We start from the raw sequence: 22089 nt of genomic DNA on the forward strand, positions 1-22089 counted from the left end.
GTACATAATCATCCGGGTCCGCCAAAGACGGCGGGGAAGCGGAGGAACACGGTTGATCACCATCCTCGGGACAGGCCGGGCGCTTCCCGCCCGTTGCGTCAGATCCGACACCTTCGATGAACGGATCGGCAAACCTGTCGGCTATCTCGCTGAAACGACTGGTGTCGCCGCCCGCTATGTGTGTGAGGCGGAAAGCCAGATCGACCTCGCCGAAACCGCGTGTCGGGCCGCGCTGGAGGATGCCGGTGTGGCGCCGGGCGACGTCGACCTGATCCTGTGCGGCAGCGCGGTGCCCTATCAGCCGATCCCGGCGACCGCCCCGGCGGTCATGCAAAGGCTGGGCATGGCGGATGGAAGCGCGGCCGCGTTCGACGTGAATGCGACGTGCCTGAGCTTCCTGACCGCGCTCGACACCGCTGCCCGCATGATCGCCACGGGGCAGGCGACCCGTGCGCTCGTGGTCGCGTCCGAGATCGCCTCCCGCGCGCTGCCGTGGGACAGGCAGCCCGAAGTCGCGGCGCTGTTCGGGGATGGCGCGGCCGCGGCGGTCGTCACCAAGGCGACCACAGGGGGTATGGTGGCGAGCCTCATGCGGACCTATCCTTCGGCTTACGATGCCTGTTCGCTCGGCTCCGGTGGCACGCGCTTCGACTACCACAAAGACCCCGATGGATTCGCCGCCCATGCGTGGTTCGGGATGGACGGGAAAGAGCTTTTCCGCCTTGCCTCCCGCCATTTCGGGGCGTTCGTGGACGACCTGCTCGCCCGCGCAGGCTGGGCGCGCGACGACGTCGACCTCGTCATCCCGCATCAGGCCAGCCCTGCCGCGCTCACCCACATGATCCGTCAGACAGGCTTTGCCCCCGACCGGGTGGTCGACATCATCGCCGACCACGGCAACCAGATCGCGGCCTCGATCCCCTTCGTGCTCGATGTCGCGCGGCGGTCAGGGCGGATGCCGGAAGGGACGCGGACGCTTTTCCTAGGCACGTCGGCGGGTGTGTCTTTTGGGGGCTTGGCCTATGTCGCCTGAGCGCATTCTCGTCACCGGAGCGACCGGGTTCCTTGGTGGTGCGCTGGTGCGAAGGCTTCTGGCAGACGGGCGGGACGTGGTCGCGCAGGGCCGGGACCCATCCGGGTGCGCGGCGTTGACGGCGCAGGGCGTTCCCGTCCTGCGGTGGGACGTTTCGGTGCCCCTGTCGGACGTGCCGCCCGCCTTGGCCGGTGTCACCCACATCGTCCACGGCGCGGGACTATCGTCGCCTTTCGGCTCTCGTGCAGCCTTCGAAGCGGCGAATCTCATCGGAACCCGGAACGTGGTCGATCTTGCCCGCCGCCTTGGGGTTCGTCGCTTCGTTCAGGTGTCCAGTTCGACCGTCTATTTCGCCCTGCGTGACCAGTTGGACCTGCGTGAGGACGACCCGCTTCCCAAACCCTTCAACCAATACGCCCGCACCAAGCGGCTGTCGGAAGAAATCGCGCTTGCCGCACCGGACATCGGCCCCCTCGCGATCCGCCCGCGCGGGCTGTATGGGGCAGGGGACACAGTGCTTCTGCCGCGCTTGCTCAAGACGGCCGCCGAACGCCCCCTCCCGCTTCTGCGTGGTGGGGCGGCCCGGATCGACCTGACCCATGTGGAGGATGTCGTCGCCGCGATCATCGCCGGGTTGGACGCACCGACAAGCGCGGAAGGAGAGGTGTTCAATGTGACCGGGGGCGAAACCATCCCGGTAACGCGTCTCGCCGAAAGCGCCTGCGCCCGCGCGGGCATTTCGCTTCGCTGGCGCAAGGTGCCCGTGACCCTCGGCCTCGCAGCGGCGTGGTCCGCCGAAAAGGCCGCGCTTCTGACAGGGAAAGGTGAACCCGCCATCACCCGATATGCGCTGGCGCTCTTCGCCTATGCCCAAAGCCTCGACATTTCCAAGGCCGAGCGCGTGTTGGGCTGGACGCCCCGCATCGGGTTCGAGGAAGGGCTGGATCGCACGTTCGCGAAGGCGGACCTATGACCCCCGTCTTCGCCAACAGCGCCACCGTCCGGGCGCGTGAAAGCCTGATCCAGCGCGGGGGGCGGCGCAGGCCGGTGGAGCTTCGGGTGCGCTTCGGTCTGTTGGATCATCCGCGGATCGGCCCCGTCCTGATCGACACGGGATATACACGCGAAACGGTCGAAGGGGCGCGCAGTCTGGCGCTCAGGACATACGCACGCGCGCTTCGGCCCAAATTGAACGAAGCCGGTCAGCCAAGCGCCGTTCTGTCCCGTCGTGGTGTGTCGCCGGAGGATGTCGCCTGCATCATCCTCACTCATTTCCACGCCGACCACATATCCGGCCTGCGCCAGTTTCCCAACGCCCGCATCATCGCCTGCGACAAGACCTTCGCGGCGATCAGTCGAAGGGGTGCGTTGGCCAACATACGCCACGGTATCTTTCCCGAACTTCTGCCAGACGATTTCTCCACCCGCCTCACAGGATTTTCGACTCTGCCCCGATCCGAGGTCACATTGCCCGGCGGCCAACCCGCCGGGGTGGATGTGTTCGGCGATGGCTCGGTCCTGACCGTCGATCTGCCCGGACATGCCGAGGGCCATGTGGGCCTGTTCTTCCCGTCGCTTGCAACGCCGCTGCTCTACGCCACCGACACGCAATGGATGCTGGACGCCCTCGACCACGGTCGCGCACCGGGCCTCCCCGCCTCGGTCATTGCGGACGATGTGAGCGCCGGACTGCAAAGCACCCGCGTCGTCCGGGCGGTTCGCGATGCGGGGGGGCAGGTCATGCTCTGCCACGACCCGGCGCAGCAGCCCTATGACGTGGAATCCGCGTTGTGATCGCCTTCGTCGAAGCGATCGGCACTTATGTCACGGCGCGGCGCATGGCCCGTCCCGGCATGTCGCGGGAAAGGTTCGAGGCATGGCAGGCCCGACAGGTCGACATCTGGCTGGCGCGTGATCTGCCGCGCGTGGCGGCCTATGCCCATGCGCCGAAAAGGCTGTCCGATCTGCCGATCACCGACAAGGCGACGCTCATGTCCGATTTCGCTGCCTATAACGTGCCGGGCCTGACTGCCGATGACGTGCGTCAGGCGATTCACGCGGATTGCCGGATCGGAAGCCTGACCGTGGGGCAGAGTACGGGAACCAGCGGCAACCGTGGCTATTTCGTCATTTCGAATGGCGAGCGGTTCCGGTGGCTCGGCGCGATCCTCGCTAAAGCGATCCCCGACATGCTGCTGGGGGGCGCGCGGGTGGCGGTGATCCTGCCGCAATCCACTCGGCTTTATGATGCCGCCCGCCGGACCCGGCGCATCGACCTGCGGTTCTTCGATCTCGTCGCGGGGCCGGAGGTCTGGCAAGACGACCTCGCGGCCTTCGACCCCACCGTCCTCATCGCCCCGCCGAGACTGCTGCGGCATTTCGCCGAGACAGGTCTTGCTCTCGCGCCCCGCCGCACCTTCGCTGCCGCCGAAACCCTCGACACGGTGGACCGGCCCGTGATCGAAGCGGCCTTCGGTCCGCTCGAACAGATCTACATGGCGACCGAAGGTCTGCTGGCCGTGACCTGCCGAGATGGCACGCTGCACCTGTGCGAAGACTCGGTGAAGTTCGAGTTCGAGCCGGTGGGCGACGGCCTCGTCTCGCCGCTCATCACCGCATTCCGGCGGCAGGCACAGATCATGGCGCGCTACAGGATGAACGACCTCCTGCGCCTCTCCACCGCACCCTGCCGCTGCGGCTCGCCGCTTTTGGCCGTGGATGAGGTCGTGGGGCGGATGGATGACCTCTTCCGTTTCGCAACGGCGGTGCTGACGCCCGACGTGATCCGCAACGCCGTTGTGGACGCGCACCCGGCCATTCAGGACTTCCGCGTGATCCAGACCAGCCCCTCGACCGTCCAACTTGTCCTGTCCCGTGACATGTCAGACGCAGCGTGCGAGGCCGCGTTGGCCGCCCTGCGCACCCTGTTCGCGGCGCGGGCGGGCGGGGTGTCGGTGTCGCTCGAACGCAGACCCCTTACGCTCGATACGGGCCGCAAACTGCGCCGCGTCGAATGTCGGCTGCCGAAAGCGGCTGGATGATCGCGGATCGACATATCAACCTGGGCGCCGAAAACGACCCGGTCAGCGTCGCGGCCCTCGTATCGCTGTTTCGCGATCACCCGTCCCGTGACCTGATTGCAAACCTCACCACCCGCGTCGAGGTGCTGGAGGCGTGCGGGAAGACCTTTCCGATAACGCTGAACGACCGGACGGAACGCGGCAATTGCTACATCTGCCGACCGAGCGCGGGCTATATCGACTATGGGTTGGACGAGACCCGCCATTTCGTATCGAACCCCGCGCTACGTGCGGCCCTTCGCGGATTGATCCGAGCCTGCGGGCCGGTTCTTGCGGCAAGCGGGCTCGACCATCAGGTGCAGGTCAACAACTGGCTTTTCTCGACCAATCCGGTGCCCGCGCTCACCCTGTCCGACGCGACGTCCATCCGCGATACTCTGGTGGGCCGATACCCGGACCGCGCGATCGTGCTGCGGTCTTTGAACAGGCTGGCGGATCGGGACACCATCTCGGCACTGGGGCAGGCCGGGTTCATCCTGTTGCCAGCGCGTCAGGTCTATATCTTCGCGGACCGCAGCAGTGCCCCGAAGCTCAGCCGCAACATGAAGTGGGACCGCAAACTGATGCGCGCGACCCCGCACGCGGCGGTCGCGAACGAGGCATTCGGTCCAGAGGATTTCGCCCGTGCGGAAGCCCTGTACGGTATGCTTTATCTGGACAAATACACGCCCCTCAACCCGCAATACAAGGCGCTCTGCCTGCGTGAGTTGCAACGAAGGGGGATCGTCGAATTCGCCGGTTTCCGGGATCGTGAGACGGGCATATTGACCGCCGTGACCGGCCTGTTCCGGTCCGGCACGACGCTGACCCAGCCCATCGTCGGTTACGATACGTCACGCCCGCAGGAGGAGGGGCTTTACCGGATGCTGATGGCGCTGTCGCAGGATCGGGCCAGCGCGGAGGGGTTGTTTTTCAACATGAGCGCCGGGGCAGCGGAGTTCAAACGGCTGCGCGGGGCCGAACCCGTGATCGAATACACCGCCGTCTACGTCGCGCATCTGGGGCGGCGCGAACAGGCGGCGGTTCGGGTGATGGAGCGGGTGCTGACCGGTGTGGGCGTGCCGCTTCTGGAACGGTTCGGCCTATGAGTGACCAATGGCATGCCGTGGCGCTCTCGCGCGCCCTCGGGCGCAAGCCGAAACGGGCGTTCTTCGCGGGTCTGCCCGTGGTGCTGTTTCGCGATGGGCAGGGCAAGGCTGCCGCTCTGCACGACCGCTGCCCCCATCGCTTCGCCGCGTTGTCCGATGGCAGGACGCGGAACGGCGAGGTCGAATGCCCCTATCATGGCTGGCGTTTCGGGGCGGACGGGCGATGCACCGCGATCCCCGGCCTCGTCGGCTCGCTGCCGCATTTCCGCACCCGCCGTTTCGCGGTGACCGAGGCCGAAGGCGCGATCTTCCTGTCCGAAGGCGCGCCGGAAAAGGCCCCTTACGTCCACTGCCTGCAAGGACAGCACGTGATCGTCCGTCACGTGACGAGTTCCACGCGCTCGACCCTGATCGACACGGCCGAAAACATCCTCGACGCCACGCATACGCATTTCACCCACAAGGGCCTGCTGCGCGGACTATCCGCCAAACGCTACATGGTCGCGGTCGAGGTGACGGGCGGGCCGGGTTGGGTCGAGGCCCGCTATACGGGCGAGGACCGGGCGCAAGGCGTGATCTCGAAGCTGCTGGAGGGCGAGCGGGTCAAGACCGTTGGTCGCTATCGTCATCCGGGCATTGCCGAACTCGAATACTGGGGGCCGAAGGGGATGGTGCTGGCGACGACCTTCCACTTGCGGCAGACAGACGCGCATACGGTCGAGGGGATCGGCTGGCTCATAGGCCCGAAGCAGGGCGGGCTCGGCTATATCAAGGCGCTCGCCTTCAGGCCGATGTTCCGGATCGCGTTGGAGCAGGATCGCCGCGTTCTGTCGACGGCCTTGGAGAACGCCCGACACGCGCCGGTCGCGAAGCCGGTGATCGGACCGCTGGATTTCCTGCGCGAAGACATTGCGCGCATACAGGCGGGCGAGGTGCCGTTGGCCGCAGCCACACCGCGCCGGTTTCAGATCGAACTTTGATCCGGCCCGTTCCATTCGATGTCGTATGTCGTCGCGGCGAGCAGGCTGATGCGCCGGCGTAGTGCCAGCCGCGCGAATTCGACCAACGCCACAAGCTGCGCTCTTTTTGCGCCCGGATCGCCGGGCCAGTCGAGCAACTCGTCCGTCTCTTGTCGGATGCGAAGGAAATCCCTCAGCCGGCCCTTTGCCAGCGCCGGGGCAAGACCGTAGACCCAGAGCGCGAGGTGCACGGCCTGCGGCCTTGTCACGTCGGGGTCGCAGGTGGCCTCTCCCGCCAGCATCCGGGCGAAGGACGCGCCATCGCGAAAGACATACAGACCGCTGGTTGCCCGTGGATTGCATTCGAGCGGCAGGACTCGGCCGTCCGCCAGACGCATCAGGTCGAAAGACACCTGTCCGCTCCAATCCGTCCCGGCGACGAACCGCTCCACGAACGCGGTCACAGCCGCGTCCTCGACCGGGGCGAAGGCGACCGCCGCCCCCGTGCCCGCCCGAGCGAGCGCACGGTAGGTGGCGAGGGCAGAAAGCCGCCCTTCATGCGCGACGGCATAGGCGCAAAGCTCGGTGCCCGGCAAGTAGTCCTGCGCGACCCATGGCCGCGTGGGGGAAGGCGTGATCGCATCCAGCCCGCGGGGATCGGGGCGGATCAGAACGTGCTCTGCAAAGCGCGACCAGACCGGCTTGAACACCATGTCACCGGCGCGGTCCCGAACCCTGTCGAGATCCGCAAGACCACGCAGCAGGTGCGTCTCGGGCACGTCGAGGCCAAGGCCGGCGCAAAGCTCGATGAAGGCGTGTTTGGAATGCGCCTGCGCGAGCCGGTCGAACCCCGGCGCGAACATAGGCAGTTCCAGCCCGGCCTCGTCGCGCAGGCGGGCGAGGTGAAAGACCTCTTCGCAAGTCGGCAGGATCAGATCGACGCCCTCGCGCGCAACGATCCGCGAGATTGCCTGCCCATGGGCGTCCGGATCGAAGCGTGGCGATGGCGTGCGCTCGTACCGCGCGAACCCGGTCGCGGCCCCGATCGGGCGGCGCATCGTGTCGGTGAGAACGACCCTGTGTCCCGCGCTTCCCAACAGCCGCGCCATGTGTAGCGCGACGGGCGCGCGGGCGCCGGTGACGAGGAATGTCTGTCTCTCCATGGCCGGACGCTAGGGGGCGTCAGGCCCCCGCGCAAGCGTCAGCCCTCGGGATACCAGCAGGCCGCCGGATGCTCGCCCATCAGGTCCGGGCGCTGCTCGCGGCATTTGCTCTTGGCCTTCCAGCAGCGCGGCGCGAAGGGGCAGCCGTCGGGAATGTTGAGCGGCGAGGGCAGTTCGCCCTCCAGCTTGATTCGCTTCTTTTCAGGGTTCGGCTCCGTCGACGGCGTCGCCGAAAGAAGCGCCTTAGTATAAGGATGCCGGGGGTTGCCGAAGACCGCCTCTTTCGACCCGAACTCCACGGGCCGCCCGAGATACATCACCACCACGTCGTCGGCCACATGCCGCACCACCGACAGGTCGTGCGAGATGAAGAGATAGGCGAGGTCCAGACGCTCTTGCAGATCGAGCAGGAGGTTCAACACCTGCGACTGGATCGACAGGTCGAGCGCCGAGACGGGTTCGTCCAGCACCAGAAGCTTGGGCTCCAGCATCAACGCACGGGCCACCGCGATCCGTTGGCGTTGCCCGCCCGAAAACATATGCGGGAAGCGGTCGTAATGCTCGGGCCGAAGCCCCACCAGTTCGATCATCTCGCGCGCTTTGGCCTGCCGTTCCTTGGCCGACATATCGGGGCGGTTGATCTTGAGCGGCTCTTCCAGAATGGCACCCACCCGGTGACGCAGGTTGAGCGACCCGTAGGGGTCCTGAAACACGATCTGCACCGTGTCGCGCAGCGTGTCCCAGTTGTCGGGCGTCACGTCCTTGCCCGCGATGTTGAGCGTGCCCGCCGTCGGCTCTTCGATCATCGTGACGAGCCGCGCGAGCGTGGATTTGCCGCACCCGGACTCCCCCACGACGGCGAGCGTCTTGCCGGCCTCGATGGTGAACGAGGCTTCCGACAGGGCCTTGACCACGCTGGGTTTCGAGAACAGGCCGCCGCCCACTTCGTAGTGGCGGGCGAGGTTCTGCGCGGTGACGACGGTGTTCATGCCACGCCCTCCTTCGCGTTGACCGGGTAGTGACAGCGCGCGAGGCCGAGTTCCGGCGGCTGCACCGGCGGGTCGGTCTTGCGGCAGGTGTCGTTGGCGAACCGGCAGCGCGGCGAGAACAGGCAGCCTTCGGGCCGGTCGTACTGCCCCGGCACGACGCCCGGAATGGTCGGCAGATGCCGCTCGGTCGCGCGTTCCGGCAGGGCCGCGAGCAGGGCCGAGGTATAGGGGTGGTGCGGTTCGGCGAAAAGCTTGCGCACCTCCTGTTCCTCGACCTTTTGCCCGGCATATTGCACCTGAACGCGCTGCGCCGTTTCGGCCACCACGCCCATGTCGTGCGTGATGAGGATCAGGCCCATCCCGGTCTCTTTCTGAAGATCCGTCAGCAGGTCGAGGATCTGCGCCTGAATGGTCACGTCGAGCGCGGTCGTCGGCTCGTCGGCAATGAGAAGGCGCGGCTTGCATGCGAGCGCCATCGCGATCATCACCCGCTGGCTCATCCCGCCCGACATCTGGTGCGGAAACGCCTTGAGCCGTTTTTCGGGATCCGGGATGCCCACGAGATCGAGCAGTTCGACCGCCCGCCTGTGGCGTGCCGCGCGGTCCATCTTCATGTGGATGCGCAAGCTTTCCTTGATCTGGAAACCGACCGTGAAACAGGGGTTCAGCGACGACATCGGCTCCTGAAAGATCATCGACATATCGCGCCCGATCACCTTGCGCCGCGACTTGGCCGTCATGCCGCGCAGGTCCACGCCGTCGAAACTCATCTCGTCGGCGGTGATCGTCGCGGTCCACGGTAACAGCCCCATCATGGCGAGCATCGAGACGGACTTGCCCGAGCCGGATTCGCCCACGATCGACAGGATGTCGCCCTCGTTCACGGTGATGTCGACGCCGTCCACGGCGCGAAACTGGCCACCGGCGGTGTCGAAGTCGACGCTGAGATTGCGGATATTGAGGAGGGTCATCGTCAGCTCCTCTTCAGTTTGGGGTCAAGCGCGTCGCGCAGGCCGTCGCCCATCAGGTTGATGGCCAGCACCGTGGTCAGGATCGCGACACCGGGGAAGGTGACGACCCACCACGCGCGCAGGATGAATTCGCGGCTTTCGGCCAGCATGGTGCCCCATTCCGGTGTCGGCGGCTGCGCGCCCATCCCGAGAAAGCCGAGCGCGGCCACGTCGAGAATCGCGTTCGAAAACGACAGCGCCGCCTGCACGATGATCGGGGCGAGGCAATTCGGAAGAACGGTGACGAACATCAGCCGTGGCAGTTTCGCGCCCGCGACCCGCGCGGATACCACGTAGTCCTTGGACAACTCCGTCATCACCGCCGCGCGGGTCAGGCGCACGTAGTGGGGTTGAAGCACGATGGCGATGGCGATCATGGCATTCAGCAGCGACGGCCCGAGAATGGCGACGAGGACGAGCGCGAGCAGCAGCGACGGGATGGACAGAATGATGTCCATGATCCGCATGATGATCGTGTCGAGCCAGCGCGGTGCGAACCCGGCGATGAGTCCGGTCAGAATGCCGCCGGTCGCCGCGAGGATCACGACGATGGTGCCGACGAGGAACGAATAGCGCGCGCCGTAGATCAGGCGCGACAGCATATCCCGCCCCAGCGGGTCGGTGCCCAGCGGATAGGTCCAGCTTCCGCCGTCCTGCCACGCAGGCGGCACCAGCGTGGCGCCTCGGTTCTGGGTGGACGGTTCGAACGGGGAAATGAGCGGCGCGAAGATCGCGACGATCAGGAAGAAGATGAACACGTAAAAGCCGATCACGGCCCCACGGTTCTCGCGGAAGTAACGCCAGAATTCCTTGAACCGGCCGGGGCGGACGGTCGTGGTCGGCGTGGTGTTGGTCGATGAACTCACGTCTGCCATGTCAGCGCTTCCGGATCTTGGGGTTGATGAGACCGTAGAGCAGGTCGACGATCAGGTTCACCACCATCACGAGAAGTGCCACGAGCAGCAGCCCGCCCTGCACAACCGGGTAGTCGCGGCGATAGATGCTGTCGACCATCCACTTGCCGATGCCCGGCCACGAAAAGATCGTCTCGGTCAGGATGGCTCCTGCAAGGAGCATACCCACGGACAGGCCGATCACGGTGATGACCGGGATCATCGCGTTCCTGAGCGCATGGACCCCATTCACCCGCGGCGGGGTCAGGCCCTTGGCGCGGGCGGTGCGGATGTAGTCTTCGCCCAGCACCTCGAGCATGGCCGAGCGGGTCTGGCGCGCGATGACGGCGAGCGGGATGGTGGCGAGCACGATGGACGGCAGGATCAGGTGCCTTACAGCCGAAACGAACGCGCCATCCTGCCCCGACAACAGCGAGTCGATCAGCATGAAGCCGGTCACGTCGGGGAAATAGTAAAGCAGGTCGATCCGGCCGGACACGGGCGTCCAGCCCAGATTGCCCGAGAAAATGATGATGAGCAGCAGCGCCCACCAGAAGATCGGCATCGAATACCCGATCAGGGCCGAGGACATGAGCGCGCGGTCGAAGAACTTGCCGCGGTTCACGGCGGCGATGACGCCCGCCGGAATGCCCAGCGTGATGGCGATGACGATGGCGCAGAACGACAGCTCCAGCGTCGCCGGAAACAGCGCGAAGAACTCGTCGAAGACGGGGCGCTTGGTGACATAGCTGGTGCCGAGATCGCCCTGAAGGACGCCGGTGAAGAAATCCCAGAACTGCACGACGAGCGGGCGGTCGAATCCGAACTGCTGGTAAAGCTCGTTGTAGCGTTCTTCGGTCATGCCGCGTTCGCCCGCCATGACGATGATCGGATCGCCGGGCAGCACGCGGATGAAGGAGAATGAGATGATGGTGACCCCGATGAACGTCGGGATGAAGGTCAGGAGCCTCCCGATCAGGTAACGTAGCATCAGCGGGTCCTGCGGTTCGGCTGGGCGTCGGCCTGGCTTGTACGGATCATATCGGCTCCGGTCGGAATGGCGGGGCCCGCAGGCCCCGCCAATTTGCGTTATTCAGCGAGGGAAACCTCGGTGAAGATGTGGCCGCCGAGCGGGTGGACCTTGTAGCCCTCCACTTCGGGGCGCATCGGCATGAACACGACCGAGTGCGCGATGGTCGCCCACGGGGCCTGCTCCTTGAAGATCACCTGAGCCTCTTCATAGAGCGCGGCACGCTCTTCCTGCGTCGGCAGGGTCTTGGCTTCCTGAATGATCTCTTCGAACGGCTCGTGGCACCACTGGGCACGGTTCGAACCGCCCACACCGTCACAGCCCAGGAGCACGGCGAGGAAGTTGTCCGGGTCGCCGTTGTCGCCGGTCCAGCCCAGGAGGACAGCACCGTCACGCTCGACGTCTTTCGAGCGGTCGAGGTATTCGCCCCACTCATAGGACACGATCTCGACGTCCACACCGATCTTGGAGAAGTCTTCCTGGATCAGTTCGGCCATACGGCGTGCGTTCGGGTTGTAGGGGCGCTGCACCGGCATCGCCCATACCTTCATCGAAAGGTCGGACACACCGGCCTCTTCGAGCATCGCCATCGCGCCTTCGGGATCGTAGGCGTCGTCTTCGATCGCGTCGTTGTAGGACCACATGGTCGGCGGGATCGGGTTCTTGGCGATCGAGCCGGAGCCCTGGAACACCACGTCGATGATCGCCTGCTTGTCGATCGCCATGTTCAGCGCCTTGCGCACCATCGGGTTGTCGAACGGTGCCTGCTGCGTGTTGTAGGCGAGGTAGCCGACGTTCAGCCCTTCCTGCTCCATCACGTTGATGCCGTCGTCATCCATCATCGCCTGAATGTCGGCGGGGTTCGGATAGGGCATCACGTGGCATTCGCCGGCGGACAGCTTCTGGTAGCGGACCGAGGCGTCGGGCGTGATCGCGAAGACCAGATTGTCGACCTTCGGCAGGCCTTCTTTCCAGTATTCGGGGTTCTTGGCGTAACGGATCACCGCGTCCTTCTGGTAGGCGACGAATTCGAACGGGCCGGTCCCGATGGGCTGCTGGTTCAGCATCTCGGGCGTGCCGGCTTCGTCCATCGCGTCGGCGTATTCCTTGGACTGGATCGAGGCGAAGTCCATGGCGAGGTTCGCGATGAACGGCGCTTCGGGACGGGTCAGAACGAACTTGACCGTCATGTCGTCGACCTTCTCGATGGACGAGATAAGGTCGGGCATCGACATGCCGTTGAAGTATTCCCAGGAGCCTTCGGTCTCCATCTGGCGCATGAACGAATAGACCACGTCATCCGCGTTGAAGTCGCGGGTCGGGGTGAAGTAGTCCGTTTCGTGGAACTTCACGCCGGAGCGCAGGTTGAAGGTCACTTCCAGACCGTCTTCCGAGGTTTCCCAGCTTTCGGCCAGACCCGGAACGACATTGGTGGTGCCCGTCTCGAATTCGACGAGGCGGTTGTAAATCGGGTGCGACGAAGCGTCGAAGGTCGTGCCGGACGTGTAGAGCGCCGGGTCGAAGCCTTCGGGGCTGCCTTCGGAGCAATAGACGAGCGTCGATTGCGCCGAAGCGGTGCCCGCGAGCAGGGCGAAAAGGCCCGCTGCGGTCAGTGTTTTTCTTAGAGACATTTGTAACTCCCTGTTTGGGTCTCTCGCTCTGATCGGTCTTGCCTGAGGGAGGGTGCCGGACCCGGCGGCTCCATAAACGGAACCGCCCGCCTCACGGGCGGGCCAAGCTTGTTCTCCCTGTCATCCGGGGTCTTGCGCCCCATGTGATCAAATTTCTTACGACGCAGTCGGGTCGAGACAACCCGTGCCGTTGCGTCAACTTTGACCATCAGGTCAAACTCACGCAACCCTTATTTTTGTGAGGTGAATTGGACGGGTTCGAACAAACCGACAGGGCCCGGGTGGAAAGGGGATCGGGTATGGAAACGGTGACGGGCGGCTGCCTTTGCGGAAATCTGCGCATATCGGCGCGGGGCGTGCCGGATCGCGTCGGGCTGTGTCATTGTCTGGATTGCCGAAAGCATCATGGCGCCGTGTTCTTTGCGGCTGCGTTCTTTCCCGCTGACGCCGTGACGGTGGACGGAGAAACGAAGCAGTATCAGGGTCGCCATTTCTGCCCCACCTGCGGCTCGTCCGTTTTCTCGGTCAGCGAGGGCGAATTCGAAGTGCATCTCGGCACGCTGGACGAGCCGGGCGTGTTCGAGCCGACATATGAACTGTGGACCTGCCGACGCGAGCCGTGGTTGCCGCAGCTGCCGGGGGTCGAGGGGTTCGAGCGCGACGGCTGACCCCGCCCTCTCAGTCCTTCACAAAGAGCTTCCGCTCGACGTTGCAGAGGGTCTGGGCCGGGCCGTCCTCGGTGATGAGGATCGTCTCGGTCGTCTCAAGCCCCCAATCGTCCATCCACAGTCCGGGCATGAAATGGAAGGTCATGCCGGGTTCAAGCACGGTTTCGTCGAAGGCGCGGATCGACACGGTGTGCTCGCCCCAGTCAGGCGGATAGGACAGGCCAACAGCATAGCCCGCGCGGTTGGGCCGTTCGATCCCGACCTTCAGCAGTTCCACGTCCAGCGCCCGCGCGATGTCGCAGGCCCGATTGCCCGCGCGCGCCACTTCGATCCCTTGGTTCAGACCTTCGGTCAGCGCCTCGGATGCGTCCTTCATGTGCTTGGGCGGCTTGCCGAAGAAAATCGTCCGACTGAGCGGCGCGTGGTAGCGGCGATAGCATCCCGACTGCTCGATGAAGGTCGCTTCGCCCTTCTTCAGCGCCTCGCCGTTCCACGTCAGGTGCGGGGCCGAGGCATCCGCGCCCGAGGGCAGGAGCGGCACGATCGCCGGGTAATCGCCCCAACTGTCGTCTTCGCCATGCACCGAGGTCTTGAAGAGTTCGCCCACCAACTCGTGCTTGAGCATCCCCGGCTCCGCGATCTCGACCGCCTTGCCGATCACCAGTTCGGAAATCCGCGCGGCGCGGCGCATGAACGCCAGTTCTTCGTCCGACTTCCTGAGCCGCACCCAGTTCACGAGCGTCGAGGCGTCGATGAAATCCGCCTCCGGCAACCCCTCGGCCAGCACCGCAAAGGCGCGGGCGGTGAAGAAGTAGGTCTCCATCTCGACCCCGATGCGCTTGTCGCCATAGCCCATGATCCGCAGGTGGCTGGCAAGATCCTCCATCGGGTGAATGTCGGGCGCCTGAATATAGCGGTCGGCGTAGTAGATGATTTCATCATCATCCATCCAGACCGTGCGCCGCGCCCCATTGGCGTCCTGAAGCCGCCCCCACCAGATCGGTTTGCCGTCGAGCGGCAGGATCACCCCCTGATGCACGTAGAACGACCAGCCGTCGTAGCCCGTGATGTAATTCATGTTGGACGGGTTCGTCAGGAACAGAACGTCAATCCCCATCGCTTCCATGGCGGCGCGCGTCTGGGCGATGCGGCGGTCGAATTCCCCTTGGGTGAAATGCGCATTCTCGATCGGCATGACGACTCCCGTTCCGTCTGGGTTGCTTGGGTCAGGCAGAGGATGGCGGAAAAGCCCGCAGGTTCAATGACTTTCTGGCGCAGTGACATGCGTGTCGGTTGGGTGAGGCCGAAATGCGTTCCTGCTGTTGGGAACCGCGAAAGTCGTGATAAAGGCCTGATATGGTTGCCCTCGACGCCACAGACCTCGCCATCCTCAAGGTGCTCGCCCGCGACGGGCGTATCACCAAGGCCGCGCTTGCCGACGCGGTGGGGCTGTCGCCCACGCCCTGCTGGAATCGCCTGAAGCGGCTGGAAAAGGCCGGGGTGATCGACGGCTACGGCGCGCGCTTCGACCTGCGCAGGATCGGGCCGTCGGTGACGGTCTTCGTTGCGGTCGAGATCGCGGATCACACCGCCGCCAGTTTCCGCATCTTCGAAGACGCGCTTACCCGGTATGACGAGATCACCGCCTGCTGGGCGCTGGGTGGCGGTTACGATTACCTCATGCAGGTCGTCACCCGCGACATCGACGCCTATCAACGCCTGATGGACGTGATGCTCGACGCCCGCATCGGCCTGTCGCGGTATTTCACCTACATCGTGACCAAGCCCGTCAAAGGCGGCCCGCCGCCCCTGGGTCTGATCGCGGGAGAGGAATAGTCTCCCAAACCCTGCAGGCAGGAGAGGAATCCTCTCCGCAAGAGACCGAATTCGGCCTCGACGTCCGCGCGAATCCCCCATCTTGAGCCCATCGAACAGGAGGCTTGAGATGCTCGACACAGCGATCCCGACCCACGTGGACATCACCGACAAGCGGCTTTTGCGCAGCTTCGCCTATGTGAACGGCAAGTGGCACGCGGCCTCGGACGGTGGTTCGTTCAACGTCACCGACCCCGCCAACGGCGCCTTTCTCGGGGAAGTCGCCAAGCTGACCGCAGAGGATTCCACCTCCGCCGTCGACGCCGCGCAGATGGCCTTTGCCGACTGGTCCATGACCCTGCCGCAGGAGCGTGCCGCGATCATCCGCCGCTGGTTCGACCTGATGCTCGCCCACAAAGAGGATCTCGCCCGCATCATGGTGCTGGAGCAGGGCAAACCGATCTCCGAAGCGCGGGGCGAAATCGACTACGCCGCCTCGTTCGTGGAGTTCTACGCCGAAGAGGCAAAGCGCCCGAACATCGAAGGCGTCACCTCGCACCTCCACGATGCCGAGGTCGAGCTGTGGCTCGAACCCGTCGGTGTCGTCGCCCTCATCACCCCGTGGAACTTCCCCTCTGCGATGCTGACGCGCAAGGCCGCCGCCGCGCTTGCCGCCGGCTGCACCATCGTTGCGCATCCGTCGCACGAAACCCCCTATTCCGCGCTCGCGCTGGCGGAACTCGCGGAACGCGCGGGCGTGCCGCCGGGCGTCTTCAACGTCGTCACCGGCCACGCGCCCACCATCGTCGAGCCTTGGACGCAGGACCACCGCGTTCGTGCCCTGTCCTTCACCGGCTCGACCGAAGTGGGCCGGCTCCTCTACCGCCAGTCGGCTGCCACCGTGAAACGGCTGGTCATGGAATTGGGGGGGCACGCCCCGGTGATCGTGTTCAAGAACTGCGATCTGGACGAAGCCGTTGCCGAGACGATGAAAGCCAAATGGGCGACGTCCGGGCAAGATTGCCTCGGCGCGAACCGCATCTATGTCGAACGTGCTGTCTATGACGAATTCTGCCAGATGTTCACCGAAGCGACCGAAGCGCTGACCATCGGGCGCGGCATGGACGACCCCGATATCGGCCCGCTGATGAACGAGAAAGCCGTGGCGAAACAGGAGGAACACGTTGCCGACGCGCTCGCAAAGGGCGCGACGCTCATGTGCGGTGGCAAACGCACCGAGCATGGCGATCTGTTCTACGCGCCCACCGTGCTCAAGGACGTGACCGACGACTGCCTCATCATGCGTGAGGAGACCTTCGGCCCCGTTGCCGCGATCACCCCCTTCGACAGCGAGGATGAGGTGGTGCGCCGGGCGAACGATACGGAATACGGGCTTGTGGCCTATGTCCACTCGATGGACCCGCGCCGCATCTACCGCCTGACCCGCGCGCTGCAATACGGCATGGTCGCGGTGAACCGCACCAAGGTCACGGGCGCGCCGATCCCCTTTGGCGGGACCAAGCAATCCGGTCTGGGTCGCGAAGGTGCGCGGCGCGGCATGGAGGAATTCATGGAAATCAAGTACGTCTGCCGCGACTGGGCCTGAGACGCGAACAAGCGCAGCCCGAAAAGTGGGCACCGGTTTTCGGACCAAGCTGCGCGAAAATAAGAAAAGGAAAAACGATGCTCAAGAACGATCAACTCGACCGCTGGGACCGGGAAAACTTCTTTCACCCGTCCACGCACCTCGCCCAGTTCGCCCGTGGCGAAGCGCCGAGCCGCGTCATCCAGACCGGCAAGGATTGTCACATCACCGACCGCGACGGGAACGAACTGCTCGACGCTTTCGCCGGGCTCTACTGCGTGAACGTCGGCTATGGACGCCCCGAAATCGCCGAAGCCATCGCCGAGCAGGCCAAGGAACTGGCTTATTATCACGCCTATGTCGGCCACGGCACCGAGGCGTCTATCACGCTTGCCAAGATGGTGCTCGACCGTGCGCCGGACCATATGTCCAAGGTCTATTTCGGCCTGTCTGGCTCGGACGCGAACGAAACCAACATCAAGCTGGTCTGGTATTACAACAACATCTTGGGCCGCCCCGAGAAGAAGAAGATCATCTCGCGTTGGCGCGGCTATCACGGGTCGGGCCTGATGACCGGGTCGCTGACGGGCCTGCATCTGTTCCACAAGAAATTCGATCTGCCGCTGGAACAGGTGATCCACACCGAGGCGCCGTATTACTACCGCCGCGAGAACACCGACATGACCGAAGAGGATTTCGTCGGTCACTGCGTCTACGAACTCGAGCAACTGATCGAACGGGAAGGGGCCGACACCATCGCCGCCTTCATCGGCGAGCCCGCGCTGGGCACCGGCGGCCTCGTCCCGCCGCCTGCGGGCTATTGGGAGGCGATCCAGAAGGTGCTCGAAAAGCACGACATCCTGCTCATCGCGGACGAGGTCGTGACCGGCTTCGGGCGTCTCGGGTCCATGTTCGGCTCGGACCACTACGGCATCAAGCCCGACCTCATCACCATCGCAAAGGGCCTGACCTCGGCCTATGCGCCGCTGTCGGGGTCCATCGTGTCCGACAAGATGTGGAAGGTCCTGGAGCAGGGGACGGATGAGAACGGCCCCATCGGCCACGGCTGGACCTATTCGGCCCACCCGATCGGTGCGGCGGCGGGTATCGCGAACCTGAAGCTGATCGACGATCTGAACCTCGTCCAGAACGCGGGCACCGTCGGCGCGCATTTCAAGGCGGCGCTCAAGGCCGAGGTGGGCGACCATGCCCATGTGGGTGAAGTGCGTGGCGAAGGCCTCCTTTGCGCGGTCGAATTCGTGAAAGACCCGGAAACGCGCACCTTCTTCGATCCGTCCGAGGGGATCGGCGCCAAACTCGCCGGTGCGCTTCTGTCGGAGGGCGTCATCGCGCGCGCCATGCCGCAGGGCGACATCCTCGGTTTCGCGCCGCCCTTCTGCCTGACCGAAGCGCAGGCGGACGAGATCGCGACCAAGCTCGGGCGCGCCGTTCGCAGCGTTCTGGGATAAGCACGCGGCGGGGCCGATCTTGAATTTCGGCCCCGCGACCCCATATTAGGTCAGCAAAGCAGACCTAAAACCCCTTCTAAACAGCGGTTTACCTTGCAGCTTTGCATCCAAGGTGCTTGAAGGGGCCGGTATGACCCGGAAAGGGGGCGGACATGCTCGATTTTCGCACCATGCGTCAGGAACTGGCCGAGGTTTACGACCTCGCGCCCAACCCGGACCTGGCCGAGGAAATGAAGGACGACTACGCGAAGATGGATCGCGTGGTGTCGCCGCCCGAATGGGCCGTGGCCGCACCCTATGTGCGTGCGATCAACCGCCTGAAAAAAGAGAAGAACGCGGTCATCCTCGCACACAACTACATGACGCCGGACATCTATCACGGCGTGGCCGACTTCGTGGGCGACAGCCTGCAACTCGCCATCAAGGCGACCGAGGTCGAGGCCGAGACCATCGTCCAGTGCGGCGTGCATTTCATGGCCGAGACGTCGAAGATCCTGAACCCGGCCAAGCGCGTGTTGATCCCGGATATGGAGGCAGGCTGCTCGCTCGCCAACTCCATCGGGGCCGAAGGCATCAAGCAGATGCGCGCGCAATATCCGGGCGCGCCGGTCGTGACCTACGTGAACACGACCGCCGAGGAAAAGGCCAACTCCGACATCTGCTGCACCTCGTCCAATGCCGCCGCCATCGTGCGCGCGCTGCCCGAGGACACGATCATCATGGCCCCGGACCAGTACCTGGCCCAGAACGTCGCGCGTCAGGTGCCGGAAAAGAACATCGTCTGGTGGAACGGCTCCTGCGTGGTGCACGAAAGCTTCACGGCGCAGGACCTCAAGGACTATCGCCAGTGGAACCCCGACACCACGATCATCACGCACCCGGAATGCCCGCCGGACGTGGTGGACGAAAGCGATTTCTCCGGCTCCACCAGCGGGATCATCAACTATGTGCGCGAGCATAAGCCCAAGCAGGCGCTGCTCGTGACCGAGTGCTCGATGGCCTCGAACATTTCCGACGAGCTGCCCGAGGTGGATTTCGTCGGCCCCTGCAACATGTGCCCCTACATGAAGAAGATCACGCTGGAGAAAATCCTGTGGTCGCTCCACGCGGGCGTCGAAGAGGTGCACGTCGATGAAGACGTGGCCGCCAAGGCGCGCGTGGCGGTCGAGCGGATGATCGACCTCAGCAAGAAACTGGGCATCTGATAGGGGCGACCCCCATGAAAACCGAACGTATCGTCATCGTCGGCGCGGGTATGGGCGCGCTCTATGCGGCCCTGACGCTGGCGCCGCGCCCGGTGCTGATGATTTCGCCCGAACAACTCGGCGAGGGTGCAAGCTCGGCCTGGGCGCAGGGCGGTGTCGCCGCCGCGATGGCCGCGTCCGATACGCCCGCGGCGCATGCCAAGGATACGATGACTGCGGGCGCAGGCACGGTGGATGGCGAGGTTGCGGCAATGGTCACCCGCCACGCCGCCGAACACATCCTCGACCTCACGGCGTTCGGCACGCCCTTCGACCGCGACGCCGACGGGAACTACGTGATGAGCCGCGAGGCCGCGCATTCGGCAGCCCGCGTCGTGCGGGTCAAGGGCGATCAGGCGGGCCGTCAGATCATGGAGACCCTGATCGCCAGGGTGCGCGCGACGAATTCGGTGCAGGTCATCGAAGGGGCGCTCGCAACCGGACTTGAGACTGAGGGCGAACGCGTCACCGGCGTCTGGATCAGGCACACCGATCCGGCGTCCGGCCCTGTGCTGATCGAAACCCCCGCCGTGCTTCTCGCAGGTGGCGGCTCCGGCGGGCTTTATGCGCATACGACGAACCCGCCGCGCATCCGGGGCCAGGTCATCGGCTTCGCCGCCCGCGCGGGCGCCGTGATCGCCGACCCGGAATTCGTGCAGTTCCACCCCACCGCAATCGACATGGGCGAAGACCCCATGCCGCTCGCGACCGAGGCGCTCAGGGGCGAGGGTGCGATCCTCGTCAATGCCGATGGCGAACGGTTCATGACGACGGTGCATGAGGATGCCGAACTCGCGCCGCGCGACATCGTCGCCCGCGAAATCTTCAAGCAGACGCAGGCGGGCAAACGCCCGATGCTCGACACGCGCGCCGCGCTCGGGGCCGAAGTTCTGACCCGTTTTCCGGCGGTGGCCGAGGCCTGCGCGCGCGCCGGGTTCGATCCGGTCGAAAACCCGATCCCCGTCGCGGTCGCGGCGCATTACCACATGGGCGGCGTGGACACCGACGAACATGGCCGCTCGTCGCTCGACCGCCTCTGGGTCTGCGGCGAAGCCTCGTCCACGGGCCTGCACGGTGCCAACCGGCTCGCCTCCAACGGCCTGCTCGAAGCCTTGGTCTATGGCAAGAAAGCCGCCGAAGACATCGCACGAACGCTTGGCGACATTCCCGAGGCCGAAGAACTGACCTTCACCTTCCCGACGGGTGGCGAGGACGTGGACGAAGCCGCCGTGATTGACCTGCGCCGCACCATGACCACCCATGTCGGTGTGCGCCGCAATGCGGACGGGCTGAAGCAGGCGCTCGCCACCATCGCCGGGCTCGAAGCTGCGGCCAACAACGAGACCATGCGCAACATGACCGCGACCGCGACCCTCATCGCCGCCGCCGCACTCACCCGCGAGGAAAGCCGGGGCGGGCATTATCGCGACGACTTTCCCGAGCAGGTTCCCGCGCTCGCCCATCGCACCAAGATCACGCTGGAGGCCGCCGTCGGCATCCGGGACGCCGCCAAGGATATGGTATGACCTACGCCACGCTGCCCGACATCGTTCTGGAACCCATCGTGCGCAATGCGCTGATGGAGGATCTGGGCACCTATGGCGACGTCACCACCCGTGCCGTGATCCCGCCCGCGACGACCTATGACGCCGCGATCAACGCGCGTGAGCCGGGGATCGTCTCGGGGATGCAGATCGCGCGCATCGCCTTCGGCCTCGTCGACCCCTCGCTTGAAATCGAGCCGCTCGTCGAGGATGGCGACACCATCGCGCCCGGCGACACGCTCATGCGTATTCGGGGCAAGGCCGCATCGATCCTGTCGGGGGAACGCGTGGCGCTGAACTTCGCGGGCCGCCTGTCCGGTATCTCCACCATGACCGAGTCCTTCGTGGCGAAAACCGAAGGCACAAAGACCCGGATCACCTGCACCCGCAAGACCACGCCGGGCCTGCGCGTGGTCGAAAAACTCGCCGTTCTGCATGGCGGCGGCTTCAACCACCGCTATTCGCTCTCCGACGCGATCCTCATCAAGGACAACCACATCGCGGCCGCCGGGGGTGTGCGTGCGGTGCTGGAGGCGTCCAAGGCGGTGGCCAGCCACATGATGACCGTCGAGATCGAGGTCGATACGCTCGACCAGCTTGCCGAAGTGCTCGACGTCGGCGGGGCGAGCGCGGTTCTGCTCGACAATATGGACACGCCGACATTGGTCGAAGCGGTCAAGATGACGGGCGGGCGCCTGCCCTTGGAGGCATCCGGCGACATGAAGCTCGAGCGCATCGCGGAAGTTGCCGCGACGGGCGTCGATTACATCTCGTCCGGTGCCCTGACGCACTCGGCCCGGACCCTTGATCTCGGTCTGGATTTTTAGCTTTCAAATCCGAGACTTAGAGTCGTGATTGCGAAGTCGGGACGCTATATCTTGCGTCTTT

At 64.9% G+C, this 22089-nt stretch carries 20 protein-coding genes; 13 read left to right on the forward strand and 7 right to left on the reverse strand.

Annotated elements, in window-relative coordinates; translation table 11 throughout:
- Positions 1 to 52: 52 nt before the first annotated feature.
- From RB2654_RS16160 to RB2654_RS16185, 6 genes are read left to right on the forward strand one after another with little or no spacing between them, the layout of a single operon-like run.
- Positions 53 to 1033, forward strand: a complete 981-nt coding sequence (locus RB2654_RS16160; protein WP_008333799.1) for a 3-oxoacyl-ACP synthase III family protein — start codon at positions 53 to 55, stop codon at positions 1031 to 1033.
- Positions 1023 to 2006, forward strand: a complete 984-nt coding sequence (locus RB2654_RS16165; protein WP_008333800.1) for an NAD-dependent epimerase/dehydratase family protein — start codon at positions 1023 to 1025, stop codon at positions 2004 to 2006. Before RB2654_RS16160 ends, RB2654_RS16165 begins: the two co-directional genes overlap by 11 nt.
- The gene (locus RB2654_RS16170) at positions 2003 to 2827 is read left to right on the forward strand and encodes an MBL fold metallo-hydrolase (protein ID WP_008333801.1); all 825 of its coding nucleotides are present in this window, start codon (positions 2003 to 2005) and stop codon (positions 2825 to 2827) included. Before RB2654_RS16165 ends, RB2654_RS16170 begins: the two co-directional genes overlap by 4 nt.
- Positions 2824 to 4074, forward strand: a complete 1251-nt coding sequence (locus tag RB2654_RS16175) for a coenzyme F390 synthetase (RefSeq protein ID WP_008333802.1) — start codon at positions 2824 to 2826, stop codon at positions 4072 to 4074. Before RB2654_RS16170 ends, RB2654_RS16175 begins: the two co-directional genes overlap by 4 nt.
- Entirely contained in the window at positions 4047 to 5201 is a 1155-nt protein-coding gene (locus tag RB2654_RS16180; protein ID WP_008333803.1) for a hypothetical protein, read from the forward strand. The genes RB2654_RS16175 and RB2654_RS16180 overlap by 28 nt, the downstream gene beginning before the upstream one ends.
- Positions 5198 to 6181 carry a Rieske 2Fe-2S domain-containing protein gene (locus RB2654_RS16185; RefSeq protein WP_008333804.1) on the forward strand — a complete coding sequence of 328 codons (984 nt, stop codon included), beginning with the start codon at positions 5198 to 5200 and terminating at the stop codon, positions 6179 to 6181. Before RB2654_RS16180 ends, RB2654_RS16185 begins: the two co-directional genes overlap by 4 nt.
- On the opposite strand, the gene RB2654_RS16190 is transcribed toward RB2654_RS16185, so the two are convergent.
- From RB2654_RS16190 to RB2654_RS16215, 6 genes are all read right to left on the reverse strand, one after another.
- Complete coding sequence (locus RB2654_RS16190) at positions 6166 to 7323, reverse strand: ATP-grasp domain-containing protein (RefSeq protein WP_008333806.1); 1158 nt, start codon at positions 7321 to 7323, stop codon at positions 6166 to 6168. The genes RB2654_RS16185 and RB2654_RS16190 overlap by 16 nt on opposite strands.
- Positions 7324 to 7361: 38 nt before the next feature.
- A complete protein-coding gene (locus RB2654_RS16195; RefSeq protein WP_008333809.1) occupies positions 7362 to 8312 on the reverse strand; it encodes a dipeptide ABC transporter ATP-binding protein in 951 nt (316 codons plus the stop codon).
- Positions 8309 to 9283, reverse strand: a complete 975-nt coding sequence (locus RB2654_RS16200; protein ID WP_008333816.1) for an ABC transporter ATP-binding protein — start codon at positions 9281 to 9283, stop codon at positions 8309 to 8311. The genes RB2654_RS16195 and RB2654_RS16200 overlap by 4 nt, the downstream gene beginning before the upstream one ends.
- 2 nt (positions 9284 to 9285) lie before the next feature.
- Positions 9286 to 10197: an ABC transporter permease subunit gene (locus RB2654_RS16205; protein WP_008333824.1), complete on the reverse strand. Its 912-nt coding sequence runs from the start codon at positions 10195 to 10197 to the stop codon at positions 9286 to 9288.
- A gap of 1 nt (position 10198) precedes the next feature.
- Positions 10199 to 11206 (reverse strand): ABC transporter permease subunit, encoded by a 1008-nt coding sequence (locus RB2654_RS16210; RefSeq protein WP_008333826.1) that lies wholly within the window; start codon positions 11204 to 11206, stop codon positions 10199 to 10201.
- Between the two features lie 98 nt (positions 11207 to 11304).
- Entirely contained in the window at positions 11305 to 12876 is a 1572-nt protein-coding gene (locus tag RB2654_RS16215) for an ABC transporter substrate-binding protein (protein ID WP_008333828.1), read from the reverse strand.
- 299 nt (positions 12877 to 13175) lie between these two features.
- Here RB2654_RS16215 and RB2654_RS16220 point away from each other — a divergent pair, with 299 nt between their 5' ends.
- Entirely contained in the window at positions 13176 to 13544 is a 369-nt protein-coding gene (locus tag RB2654_RS16220) for a GFA family protein (RefSeq protein WP_008333830.1), read from the forward strand.
- Positions 13545 to 13554: 10 nt separating this feature from the next.
- Here the strand turns inward: RB2654_RS16220 and RB2654_RS16225 are convergent, their stop codons facing one another.
- Positions 13555 to 14739 (reverse strand): M24 family metallopeptidase, encoded by a 1185-nt coding sequence (locus RB2654_RS16225; protein ID WP_008333832.1) that lies wholly within the window; start codon positions 14737 to 14739, stop codon positions 13555 to 13557.
- A 161-nt stretch (positions 14740 to 14900) separates the two neighbouring features.
- Here RB2654_RS16225 and RB2654_RS16230 point away from each other — a divergent pair, with 161 nt between their 5' ends.
- From RB2654_RS16230 to nadC, 6 genes are all read left to right on the forward strand, one after another.
- Positions 14901 to 15380 carry an Lrp/AsnC family transcriptional regulator gene (locus RB2654_RS16230; RefSeq protein ID WP_008333834.1) on the forward strand — a complete coding sequence of 160 codons (480 nt, stop codon included), beginning with the start codon at positions 14901 to 14903 and terminating at the stop codon, positions 15378 to 15380.
- 109 nt (positions 15381 to 15489) lie between these two features.
- A complete protein-coding gene (locus RB2654_RS16235; protein WP_008333836.1) occupies positions 15490 to 16965 on the forward strand; it encodes an NAD-dependent succinate-semialdehyde dehydrogenase in 1476 nt (491 codons plus the stop codon).
- Between the two features lie 77 nt (positions 16966 to 17042).
- Positions 17043 to 18413, forward strand: coding sequence for an aspartate aminotransferase family protein (locus RB2654_RS16240; RefSeq protein ID WP_008333837.1), 1371 nt, complete (start codon positions 17043 to 17045; stop codon positions 18411 to 18413).
- 152 nt (positions 18414 to 18565) lie between these two features.
- Positions 18566 to 19618 (forward strand): quinolinate synthase NadA, encoded by a 1053-nt coding sequence (gene nadA / locus RB2654_RS16245; RefSeq protein ID WP_008333839.1) that lies wholly within the window; start codon positions 18566 to 18568, stop codon positions 19616 to 19618.
- A gap of 14 nt (positions 19619 to 19632) precedes the next feature.
- Positions 19633 to 21183 carry an L-aspartate oxidase gene (locus RB2654_RS16250; protein WP_008333840.1) on the forward strand — a complete coding sequence of 517 codons (1551 nt, stop codon included), beginning with the start codon at positions 19633 to 19635 and terminating at the stop codon, positions 21181 to 21183.
- Positions 21180 to 22028: a carboxylating nicotinate-nucleotide diphosphorylase gene (nadC, locus tag RB2654_RS16255; protein WP_008333843.1), complete on the forward strand. Its 849-nt coding sequence runs from the start codon at positions 21180 to 21182 to the stop codon at positions 22026 to 22028. The genes RB2654_RS16250 and nadC overlap by 4 nt, the downstream gene beginning before the upstream one ends.
- Positions 22029 to 22089 lie beyond the last annotated feature (61 nt).

Source organism: Maritimibacter alkaliphilus HTCC2654 (genome assembly GCF_000152805.1).
Taxonomy (GTDB): Bacteria; Pseudomonadota; Alphaproteobacteria; order Rhodobacterales; family Rhodobacteraceae; genus Maritimibacter; species Maritimibacter alkaliphilus.